The sequence below is a fragment of the Bradyrhizobium sp. P5_C11_2 genome (genome assembly GCF_054049755.1).
On the sequence record NZ_JBFULT010000235.1, the window covers coordinates 1 to 10,955 of the forward strand.

A 10,955-nucleotide genomic window follows, 5' to 3' on the forward strand; every position below is an offset into this window, starting at 1 on the left:
ATGCTTCTTCTTTGCCTTCTTGCCGGGTGCGCCCTTCACAGGCCACTCGGTTGCCTGACCCGGCTTGTCGCCGTACTTCTTTTTCTTTCCGAACGCGGGCGCATCGCCGAATTTCGGGCCGCTTGCGCCGTGCGGCTTGTCGCGATGCTTCGGTCCCCGCGCGTCACGGGCGTGATCGCTTCGACGCGCACCGTCACGGGCCTCGCCGGCTTCGCGCCGAGGCGCGTGCGGCCGCTTCTCCGACGGCGCCTGGCCCTGCGGCGCATCCGCCATCGGTTCGAGGCGGATATTGTCTTCCTTGTCCGGACGCTTGATCTTGGCAGCGAAGGAGTCCGCGACCCGCTCGGAAATCTCGAACTCGGTCGTGGTGTCCATGATCTTGATGGCGCCGATGTCGCCCTTGTCGATGCCGCCACGGCGGCAGATCATCGGCAACAGCCAGCGTGCTTCCGCGTTCTTTTTTCGTCCGATGTTGGCGCGGAACCAGACGCTGCCCTCCGCCATGCCGTGTTTCGACGACGATTTCCCCGATTTGGGCCGGGGCCTTTCGGAACGATCATCGCCGCTGGAGGCCCGGAAATTGTCGCGACCGCGATCGTCGCGCGGCCGGCCGCTTCGCTCGCCGGGATCGATAATGTCTTCGGGCGACGGCAGCCGCGCGCGATAAAGCCGCGCCAGCGCCGCGGCGATATCCTCGGGAGACCGCTCGGCCAGCAATGCCTGCGCCAGCACCAGATCGTCGGCGGTCGTCTCCTCGGCGAACAGCGCGTCCTTCAGCATGCGCTCGTGATCGAGCTTGCGGATTTCCTCCGCCTGCGGCGCGGTCCCCCAGACCACGTCGATGCCGGACAGATTCAGCAACAGCTCCGCACGCCGCCGTCGTGCCGGCGGCACCAGCAGGACGCTGACGCCCTTCCGGCCGGCGCGACCGGTACGGCCCGAGCGATGCTGCATGACCTCCGCGTCATTGGGCAGATCCGCATGAATGACGAGGTCGAGGCTCGGCAGGTCGATGCCGCGGGCGGCGACGTCAGTCGCCACGCAGACGCGGGAACGTCCATCCCGCAACGACTGAAGCGCCTGGGTGCGCTCGTTCTGGGTCAATTCGCCGGACAGCGCCACCACGGAGAAACCGCGCTCCAGCAGTGCTGCCTGCAAATGCCTGACCGCATCGCGCGTGTTGCAAAACACCAGCGCGCTCGGCGACTCGAAAAAGCGCAACACGTTGACGACCGCGTGCTCGACGTCGCCGGGCGCGACGCGGATGGCGCGATACTCGATGTCGGCGTGACCGCCCTCGTCGCCCGCGACCTCGATCCGAAACGCCTGCTGCTGATACTGCTTGGCCAGCGCCACGATGCCGCGCGGAAACRTCGCCGAGAACAGCAAGGTGCGCCGCGTCTCCGGCGTGGTCTCGAGGATGAACTCCATGTCCTCGCGAAAGCCGAGATTGAGCATTTCATCGGCCTCGTCGAGGACGACAACCTTCAATTCCGAAATGTCGAGGCGGCCGCGGCGCAAATGATCGCACAACCGACCGGGGGTGCCGACGACGATGTGGGCGCCCGCTGCCAGCTCGCGCTGCTCGCGGCGCGGATCCATGCCGCCGACGCAGGAGACGACGCGCCCCTCCGCATGTTGATAAAGCCAGGCGAGTTCGCGATGGACCTGCAAGGCGAGCTCGCGGGTCGGCGCGACGATCAAGGCCAGCGGTGCGCCTGCGCGTTCAAACCGCTCGGTGTCGCCGAGCAGATTTCTTGCGATGGCCAATCCGTAGGCAACGGTCTTGCCCGAGCCGGTCTGGGCCGAGACCAGGAGGTCGCGGTCGACGGCTTCATCGGCGAGCAYCGCAAGCTGAACGGGGGTCAGTGAATCGTAGTTGCGCTCGGCCAAAGCTCGGGCGAGCGGCGGACTTAGGGTCGGGAATGACACGAGATGGAAAACCTTGGTTGGTCCAGGCGCGGAACGTCGAGCCGCGCGACCTGAAGCTGCGTACGCGGCAAATGGTTCGGCCGCACGCGTGGTGATTTGATTTGGATGCTCTTTACGCCAAGCCCAGGCAAATCACCATGCCTATGACGCATGGCTTTGGCGCCATCGAGAATAAGCTTACCGTCAGCCCGACCCACTACATCCAGAGTTTTGGGGCCGTTTTGCTGCATATAGCGGGATTTTGCGCCAAAGCGGCGGATTTTCACGACGGTGGTGGGGAACGAGGCCGGCTGAAGCTGGCGGCGCGCCGCCCTTAGATCTCCGCATACACCTCCAGCAGATTGCCGTCGGGGTCGCGGAAGAACAGCGTGCGGTGGCCAAAGGACTGGTTCGTCGGCGGCGACAGCAGCGCCACACCCCGCCGCACGAGTTCGTCGGCGCATTGATCGACTTCGGCCGCGGACACCTTGAAGGCCAGTTGCAGCGAGGCGGTGCCGAGCGGGATCGGCGCGTCGGCGGCGGTCCGGCCCGGCTTCGCCAGAGCCAGCGTGTTGCCGCCCAGGCCGTATTCGATCCAGTTCGGCGAGAGCTCACGCAGCAGCGGAAAGGCGAGGACGTCCTCGTAGAAGCGGCGCATCGCGCTCATGTCGCGCACGAAAATGACGGTGTAGTCGATGGCGCGAATGGCGCTGAACGGGGAGCGGGCGCGCCGGATTGGGTCGGGTGTCTGTTCGCTTGTCATCTCGTCCTTCATTCCACACTCCGCCTCGTAGCCCGCATGGAGCGAAGCGGAATGCGGGACCGGCGGCCCCGGATTACGCTTCGCTCCATCCAGGCTACAAGTTCAAGAATTATCGCAGCAGGCCGCCACTATAGCGCAGCTCGTAGAGCGGTGTGCCATCATGCCGCGCGATCGTCTCGAGGCCGTGGAAGCGATCGAGCGAACCTTTCACCTCGTTGCGGTAGACCATGCCCGCTCGCTCGAACAGACGCGGCCCCCGGTACGGCTCCTCGATGTGCACGCCCAGCAGCGCCTGCCGCAGGAATTTGTAGATCGCAAGAAAGATGTCCCGATCCGTGATCTCCGTGCAGGCGCCAYCGCTGTAGCTCATCGACCAGATGACGCGGTCATCCCGCGACACCGTCTCCTGCCCGACGAAGAATCCCATCCCGAAATAGATATCGCGATAGGCATAGGGCGCCGCGCGATGCTCGAGCTGTTTTGAACTCGCGAGCAACGGCGCGGCCACGGTCGCGTCGTCGTCCAGCCCCGCATAGGTGCGCCGCTTGGCTTCGACCAGAAACGCGGCGAGATCGGACGGAATGGACGACATCATCTATTCCACCAATTCCGGCCACGGCACGATCGTCGACTTCACCGTCTTCATCGCCATCGCGTCGCTCACCGCCTGCGCGACGCCCGCTTCCGTGAACGGATAGATCGTCTGCATCTTCAGCCAGGGATATTTGTCGCGGGTCCGGTACAGCATGTCGACGCCGAGCGGCAGATCGTTGCCGGTWAAGCCCCAGGAGCCCAGCACGTTGAGGTCCTTGGTGCAGATGCGGTGCCAGGAGGTGTCGATCGAGCCGGCGTCAGTGAACTGGCCCATCTCGACATAGGTGCCGCCGTCGCGCAGCATCTCGATGCCTTCGGGACCGGCGGTCGGATGGCCCGAGCAATCCATCACGAGATCGGCGCCGAAATGGCCGACGATCTCGCGCACGCGCGCGATGCGCGCCTCGGGCGACTTCAGCTCGTCGATGTTCACCGTCGCCTCCGCGCCGAATTCACGCGCCAGCTTGAGCCGCGGCTGTTCCGGCGCGCCGACGCAGATCACGCGCCCTGCCCCCATCTCCTGCGCGGCGGCGACCGCCAGAATGCCGATCGGGCCCGAGCCCTGGATCACCACCGTGTCGCCCCAGCTGAAACCGCCGGCGCGGCTGGCGCGGTTGAAGGCGCGGATGCAGGAGGTCAGCGGCTCCGACAGCGCGCCCAGCCGCAGCGACATGTCGTCGGGCAATTTGTAGATCTTGGTGCCCGGCAGCATGTCGAGATCGACATAGACATATTCGGCCCAGCCGCCCCACATGTGCGGCGGCTTGTCGAAGCCGAGATAGCGGCCGTAATAGACCGGCGTCAGGCATTTGTTGGCGGTCTGCGGATAATGGATGCAGTAGTAGCAGCGGCCGCAGGGCATCAGCGGCGGGATCATCACTTTCGAGCCTATCTTAAGCGGCCTGCTCATGAAGTCTTCGGTGAATTCCTCGCCGCATTCGACGATGATTCCGCCGAGCTCGTGGCCGAGCGTGAATGGCCAGGGTAGCGGCTTCGGCCAATGTCCTTTCAGGATATGCAGATCGGTGCCGCAGACGCCGCAAGCGCCGATCTTGATCAACGCACCCTTCCGGCCGACCTTCGGCCACGGCACGGTGCGGATGACGGGTTCGGTGCCCGGTCCTGCGTGGGTGCAGACGCGGATGTGCTCCATGGTGTGTCCTCGCTGCCCGTCTGTTATGATTGATTGGTGCGGGCTGAGGCGAAGCGTATGTGAGATGCGTGATCGTGCCAAGCTGCGGTCTCGTAGCCCGCATGAGCGAAGCGATATGCGGGAAGCAGCGGCCCCGGATATCGCTTCGCTCATCCGGGCTACGGCGCCGCCACATTCACCGCCGTCATCCTGAGGTGCGAGCCTTGCGATGCATCTGCATCGCAAGGAGAAGCCTGGAAGGATGGGCCACAGGCGCTTGCAGCGCAACCTTCGAGGCGCGCAAGAGCGCGCACCTCAGGATGATGGCGGTAATTGTAGCACCAGTGCATGGCAGGTGCTCAAGCACGCCCAAATGTATTGAGCGTCCACCTGCGACCGTGTAATGGCCGGATGAAGTCCCACCCAGGTGATCGCTTGAACCCCCTTCCCCAAAATCCCGTGGTCGCGTCCGGCTCATTCGCGGCGATGAAGTCGGTGCCGTACCGGCTCCAGTTCATCGCCTATGTGCTGGCGATGATGGCCGACAACATCGAGCACGTGATCAGCTATTGGGTGGTGTTCCAGAAATTCCATTCGCCGACACTCGGGGGGTTTGCCGTGCTGTCGCACTGGCTGCCGTTCCTGCTGTTCTCGGTCGCGGTCGGCGGGCTTGCCGACCGGTTCGATCCGCGCCGCATCATCCAATGCGGCATGCTGCTGTTCATCGCGGCTTCCGCCGGCTGGGGCTTCTTCTTCATCACCGACACGATCCAGATGTGGCACGCGATGCTGCTGCTGGTGATCCATGGCTGCGCCGGCGTGCTGTGGCAGACGCCGAACCAGCTGCTGCTCTACGATCTGGTCGGCCCGGCCGACCTGCCGAGCGCGGTGCGGCTGAACGCGATGGCGCGCTATCTCGGCATCCTGGTGGGACCAGCGGTGGGCGGAATCATCATGCTGACGCTCGGCACCTCGCACGGCATCATCTTCAACACGCTGTTCTACCTGCCGATGCTGCTCTGGCTGTTCTGGGCGCCGGTGCGCGACAAGAGCTTAGCTGCGCGGCGCTTCGCGGTGCGCGGCCTCGCCGACATCATGCTGACCATCCGCGCCATCGGCACGCAGCCGGTGCTGACCGCGATGACGTGGCTCGCCGGCCTCACCTCGTTCATGATCGGCAACGCCTATCACGCCCAGATGCCGGGCTTTGCCGGCGATCTCGGCCACGGCGATCCCGGCGTGTCCTACAGCGTGCTGCTCGCGGCCGACGCCGGCGGCGCGCTGCTCGCCGGCATCGCGCTGGAATCCTGGGGACGGCTGAAGGGCACGCCACGCACCGCGATCATGCTCGCGATGCTGTGGAGCGTGGCGCTGCTCGGCTTCGCCTCGGTGCGGATCTATCCGGTTGCGATCGTGCTGCTGTTTTTCGCAGGCTTCTTCGAGCTGTCGTTCAACACCATGGCGCAGGCGCTGGTGCAGTTGAACGCGCCGCACGACATCCGCGGCCGCGTCGTCGGCCTCTACAACATGGCGGGGCTGGGCATGCGGGCGTTCAGCGGCATCACCGTGGGCCTGTTCGGCGCGGCGATCGGCATTCACTGGTCGCTCGGCCTGTCGGCCGCGGTGCTGTTGGCGCTGCTGCTTCTGCTCAATCAGCGCGCGGCGAAGAAGGCATGATCCAGCTGCTCTGCCGAACAGGTTGACACCGGCATTTCGCCACCGCAGGCTCGCGGCGATGGCTGGGGGATGAGGCATTGCGCAATCGCTGGACCATTCTTGCGATCCTGTTTTTCGTTCGCCTCACCATTGCGTTCCAGTTCCAGAGCGTGGCGGCGGTCGCGCCGCTGCTGCAACAAACCTTCGGCGTTGGGCTCGCCGATATCGGCATCCTGATCGGGCTCTATTTCACGCCGGGCGTCGTGCTGGCGCTGCCGGGCGGCGCGATCGGCCGCACCCTTGGCGACAAGCCGACGACCATCGCGGCGCTGCTGCTGATGACGGCCGGCAGTCTCGTCATGGCCGCAACCGACAACTGGGGCTGGCAGATAGCGGGCCGCCTCGCCTCGGGCGTCGGCGGCGTGCTGCTGACGGTACAGCTCACCAAGATGGCCACCGACTGGTTTGCCGGAAAGGAGATCGCGACCGCGATGGCGATCTTCGTCAACTCCTGGCCGGCGGGCCTTGGGGTCTCGCTGCTGGTTCTGCCGGCGATCGGCACCGCCTATGGCGCGGGCGCCGTGTTCATGGCGGCCAGCGCGCTGACCGCGATCGGCATTGTGCTGATCATGTTCTACCAGCCGCCGCCGGCGACGGGCGCTGCGACCGCGGGCTCGGCGCGTCTTGATCCCCTGGCGCTACTGGCGGTGATCGTCGCGGGCCTGATCTGGGGCCTTTATAATGTCGGCTTCGCCATGATCTTCTCGTTCGGCCCGACGCTGCTGGCCGAACGGGGCTGGAGCATTGCCGCGGCAGGTTCGGCCATCAGCCTCGTGATGTGGCTGTCGGTGATCTCGGTGCCGGCCGGCGGCTATCTCGCCGATCGGTTCAAACGGCCGCTGATATTGGCGATCGCGGCAAGCCTCACGGTGGCCCTGCTGCTGGCCTGGCTGCCCCGGACCGATGCGGTGATCACGATCCTCATCCTGATCGGCCTGGTCGGCGGCCATCCGGCCGGCCCGATCATGAGCCTGGCCGCTCGCGTGCTCGCCCCGGAGACCCGGGCGATCGGCATGGGCGTGTTCTACACTGTCTTCTATGCCGCGATGATGCTGGGGCCGGCGGTGGCGGGACGGCTGGCCAAGGGGAGCGGAACTGCCGCCGTCGCCCTCGACCTGGGCGCCCTCGCCGTCCTGGCCTGCCCGCCGCTGATGTGGTTTTTCGTGCGCATTGTGTCTGTCCGTGATCGTCGCGCAAAATCATAACGCAGCATTAACCCTATGCGCCTTAGGGTCGTCCTGGACTCCGCCCGGGCGGGGGGTCGGGTAGTGAAAATGGCGTTGGCGAACAAAAAATTTCTTCCGGCCGCCGAGGAACGTCGGCGTTTCCAGCGGGTGAAAGTCCACCTGCTCGGCCGCTACATGCTGCCGGACCGCCGCGAATTCCCCTGTCAGGTGATCAACATGTCGCCGGGGGGGCTGGCGCTGCTGGCACCCGGCATCGGCAATGTCGGCGACCGCGTGGTCGCCTATCTCGACCATATCGGCCGCGTCGAGGGCAAGATCACCCGGATCATCGACAACGGCTTCGCCATGACGGTGGGCGCGACGCCGCGCAAGCGCGACAAGCTCGCGGCCCAGCTGACCTGGCTCGCCAACCGCGACATCCTCAACCTGCCGGAGGACCGCCGCCACGACCGTATCGTGCCGCGCAATCCAATTGCGGTGCTRACGCTCGAGGACGGCACCAAGATGACCTGCCGCATCATCGACCTGTCGCTGTCGGGCGCGGCGATTGCCGCGGAGAACCGGCCGCCGCTGAAATCGACGGTTCTGCTCGGCCGGGTCCAGGGCCGCGTGGTCCGAAACCTCGAAGACGGCTTCGCGCTTGAGTTCGTCCACGCGCAGCCGATCGAGACACTCGAAGAGAGCGTTACCGCGCGGTAAAGCGGGAACGCTGCAAAAACCCCTATATTTCCAGCCTCAAGGCGGCCTCCGCGCGACGGATGCCGCCTTTTTCGCGCGTGGCGACGGCCCGGTGCGGGTTAACGCGCGGCCTCCCACACGCGGAAACAGCGGTTCCGCCAGCGTTTCCGCGTTAATCCCTCCAATTTGAATCAATTGCAGTCATATCGAATTTTACTCGAATTCGATTCAAGTATAGATCGAATTCGCCGCTTGTTTTACTTGCATTCGTCTCGACTTGACTTGGTCGACTTAGCGGCAACTCAAAAGCTCCGTGCGAAATCTGGTCCCAACAAGAAACGGGGGCCACGATGTTCGACTTCAGGGGACAGGGGAAGGGGCTGGCGCTTGCCGCGCTGCTCTTCGGGATCGGCGCGACAGCGCAGGCCGGCGAGAGCCGCCTGCTCTACGCGAGCCTCGGCGACACCACGCGTGCGCCGATCGGCTGGGTCGAGTTCTGTTCGGAGAATGCCGCTCAGTGTCAGGGCGGGCCGACGCAGCCGCGCGACATCGTGATGTCGCAGGCCGCATGGCGCGAYCTGATCAAGGTCAATCGCTGGGTCAACGAGACCGTGAAGCCTTTGACCGACCAGGAGCACTGGGGCGTGATCGAGAAGTGGTCGCTGCCGTCAGACGGTTACGGCGATTGTGAAGACTACGTGCTGCTGAAGCGCAAGATGCTGATCGATGCCGGATGGCCGCGCGAGGCCCTGCTCATCACCGTCGTGCGCGACAGGAAGGGCGAAGGACATGCGGTGCTGACGGTGAAGACCGACAAGGGCGAGTTCGTTCTCGACAATCAGAACGAGAACGTCGTTGCCTGGACGGAGACCGGCTACCGCTTCGTCAAGCGCCAGTCGCAGAGCGATCCCAACGTCTGGGTCTCGCTCGGCGATACCAAGCCGGCGGTCTCCACCGCCAGCGCCAAGGATCAGTAGTTTTAAAGGAAAGAGTCACGCGACCCGGTCACATCCCCACCCCTCCCCGTCCCAGACCGGTTCGCGCGCGCCCAGCCATCCCCCAATGGCTGGGCGCAACTTTTTGGGAATGCGAACGCGATCAGGCCTGCTGGGCTTGCCGCGACCAGGGCACATGCGCGGCGGTGAAATCCCGCCATGCGGTTCGCAACGACGGCTGGACGTCGGCCGATGCGCGGGCCTGCCAGCCGGCAATGGCAGCCGCGGCGGTGGCGCTGTCGGGCGCCTCGGCTCCGAGGCCATCGAGCAATGATGCGGTGACCGCCATGTCGTTGAAGGCGCCAAGCTCTTCCTGCAAGCCGGCCAGCCTCCGCGAGAATTTTCTCGCGGACTTGCGATCCGCGAACAGCGGCAGCAGGAACTCGCCGAGATAGCGCAGCCGCTTGGTCGCAAGCCGCACCCGGTGCAGCTCCTCGGCCGCGAGCGATTTGAACCGGCGGCCGCGCTTGAGCACCTTGGCATATTGCCCGGCCAGGATGCGCTCGGCGAAGTTGACGGCGGGCTCGGCGAGCTCGCCGAGATCTTCGGCGGCGACGTCGTTGCGCCAGCCCCGCGTTTCGATCCAGCCACCGAGGCCGATCAGGAAAATGGCACAGCGGCGATCGTCGAGCGCATGATGCGCCTTGCGATAGGCGTCCGACTGGCGCCCGGCCGCAACCCGGCCCAAGGCGTCGAAGCCGCCGACAGCGGGACAGGCCTTTGCGATCGTCGGCAACGTCTCGAGCTGGAACACGTCCCAATCGCGCGCAGCGGACAGATCCTGCGCGAGCCATTTTGCTTCCGACCGCAGCGCGTCGAGATTGCTGAGCGCGCCCGCCGATCGCATCAGATCGAGCGCCGCTCGAAGCCGGCGCAGCGAGACGCGGAGCTGATGGACGCCTTCGGGATTGCGGCCGTCTTCGGCGGCCGGCAGCGACTGAAGAAGGTGAAGGAAGCAGGACCGCAGGATCGTCGCGAAGGCCTCGTCGAGCGCGACCGACGGGTCGAGGCGAAGCTTTCGCGGCCGGCGTACCGGTGGCGGCGTGCCGGCGGCAAGGTCGAAGCCGCGCGCCGATTTGCTGCGGATCGAGGGCTTCACCGACCCGTGCTCCGCAAGCCGCAGCGCGATCTCATAGATCGTGCTGGCGCTGCCGGCCTTGAGCTCCAGCTCGATCTCGCTCACCGGCAACAACCGGTCGCCTGCGGTGAGGACGCCCTGGTCGAAAGCGATCTCGACCGTCCCGGACGGCAGGTCGACGATACGCGCGTGGCGATGAATGTCGGCGCTGAACACCGCTTCGAGCGGCTGCGCTGCGAGGTGGCTGCGAAGCTTCTCGGGAATGAAGGGCATCGCAAGGGCGAGATCCGGCGCTAGCGAGGGGACGCTCGCCTCCCACTCGCCGCGGCGCAGCGGATCGTCCGCGGCCTCGGTCTTGACGGTCTGCACGAAGCGCGCGCCGCTCTGGCGAACGCGCAAGCTCAGGCCGTTGCGCCGAAGCGTCCGCTCCGGCGTGTCGTAGTAGATGGACTTGAGATGCTTTCGCGTACCTCTGTTGCGCGCATACGTCGCGATGATCGGCGCAGCGTTGAAATGCGCCATGCGGTCGGCATCGACGAGCAGCTTGAATTCGATCTCAGCCGCGACACGCGCGCCACCGTCCGACAGTTCTGGTGCAGGCGTCACACTTTGCGACGGCGTCTGATCGACCGCAGCGCCCTCGATGAGCGTCGGTTCCGCGCCGGATTCGGCGGGTTCCAGCTGCCTGAGGAAGCCCGCGGCGTATTGCGTCCTCTGCTTGTCCTTTGGGACAAAATTCCCGTTCAGCGCACTCGCAGTCTTGCGGGCCGACGTTGCGTCTGATTTTAGCATTTAAGATGACATGACAATTTGATGACAGGGCGACAACCTATATCCGGGACGGTCCGCAAAGAACAGTAACGTTACGCCGCAGCGAGCGATCGTCCACACGACGCAGCGG

The 10,955-nt window shown here is 65.4% G+C and carries 10 protein-coding genes; 5 read left to right on the plus strand and 5 right to left on the minus strand.

Annotation, left to right across the window (positions count from 1 at the left end; genetic code table 11):
• Positions 1-1,932 (minus strand): DEAD/DEAH box helicase (locus ACXJL8_RS21420; RefSeq protein WP_456685529.1); only part of this gene is annotated, 1,932 nt, incomplete at its 3' end.
• A 101-nt stretch (positions 1,933-2,033) separates the two neighbouring features.
• Here ACXJL8_RS21420 and ACXJL8_RS21425 point away from each other — a divergent pair.
• On the plus strand, positions 2,034-2,249 hold the full coding sequence (locus ACXJL8_RS21425) for a hypothetical protein (RefSeq protein WP_456618223.1): 216 nt from the start codon (positions 2,034-2,036) through the stop codon (positions 2,247-2,249).
• On the opposite strand, the gene ACXJL8_RS21430 is transcribed toward ACXJL8_RS21425, so the two are convergent.
• From ACXJL8_RS21430 to ACXJL8_RS21440, 3 genes are all read right to left on the minus strand, one after another.
• Positions 2,246-2,686, minus strand: coding sequence for a VOC family protein (locus ACXJL8_RS21430; protein WP_456618224.1), 441 nt, complete (start codon positions 2,684-2,686; stop codon positions 2,246-2,248). The genes ACXJL8_RS21425 and ACXJL8_RS21430 overlap by 4 nt on opposite strands.
• A gap of 97 nt (positions 2,687-2,783) precedes the next feature.
• Positions 2,784-3,266, minus strand: a complete 483-nt coding sequence (locus ACXJL8_RS21435; protein ID WP_456685530.1) for a DUF5680 domain-containing protein — start codon at positions 3,264-3,266, stop codon at positions 2,784-2,786.
• Between the two features lie 3 nt (positions 3,267-3,269).
• Positions 3,270-4,421 (minus strand): zinc-binding dehydrogenase, encoded by a 1,152-nt coding sequence (locus ACXJL8_RS21440; RefSeq protein ID WP_456685531.1) that lies wholly within the window; start codon positions 4,419-4,421, stop codon positions 3,270-3,272.
• A gap of 414 nt (positions 4,422-4,835) precedes the next feature.
• On the opposite strand from ACXJL8_RS21440, the gene ACXJL8_RS21445 reads away from it, so the two are divergent.
• From ACXJL8_RS21445 to ACXJL8_RS21460, 4 genes are all read left to right on the plus strand, one after another.
• On the plus strand, positions 4,836-6,077 hold the full coding sequence (locus ACXJL8_RS21445) for an MFS transporter (RefSeq protein ID WP_456618227.1): 1,242 nt from the start codon (positions 4,836-4,838) through the stop codon (positions 6,075-6,077).
• A 77-nt stretch (positions 6,078-6,154) separates the two neighbouring features.
• Positions 6,155-7,321, plus strand: coding sequence for an MFS transporter (locus ACXJL8_RS21450; protein WP_456618228.1), 1,167 nt, complete (start codon positions 6,155-6,157; stop codon positions 7,319-7,321).
• Between the two features lie 69 nt (positions 7,322-7,390).
• The gene (locus ACXJL8_RS21455; RefSeq protein ID WP_094895511.1) at positions 7,391-8,002 is read left to right on the plus strand and encodes a PilZ domain-containing protein; all 612 of its coding nucleotides are present in this window, start codon (positions 7,391-7,393) and stop codon (positions 8,000-8,002) included.
• A gap of 329 nt (positions 8,003-8,331) precedes the next feature.
• On the plus strand, positions 8,332-8,958 hold the full coding sequence (locus ACXJL8_RS21460) for a transglutaminase-like cysteine peptidase (protein WP_456618229.1): 627 nt from the start codon (positions 8,332-8,334) through the stop codon (positions 8,956-8,958).
• 121 nt (positions 8,959-9,079) lie between these two features.
• On the opposite strand, the gene ACXJL8_RS21465 is transcribed toward ACXJL8_RS21460, so the two are convergent.
• Entirely contained in the window at positions 9,080-10,846 is a 1,767-nt protein-coding gene (locus ACXJL8_RS21465) for a CYTH and CHAD domain-containing protein (RefSeq protein WP_456618230.1), read from the minus strand.
• Positions 10,847-10,955 lie beyond the last annotated feature (109 nt).

What these genes read in the sequence shown, in the direction of transcription:
- ACXJL8_RS21465 (WP_456618230.1), bottom strand. Translation starts at nt 10,846, where the DNA reads ATGCTAAAATCAGACGCAACGTCGGCCCGCAAGACTGCGAGTGCGCTG.
- ACXJL8_RS21430 (WP_456618224.1), bottom strand. Translation starts at nt 2,686, where the DNA reads ATGAAGGACGAGATGACAAGCGAACAGACACCCGACCCAATCCGGCGC.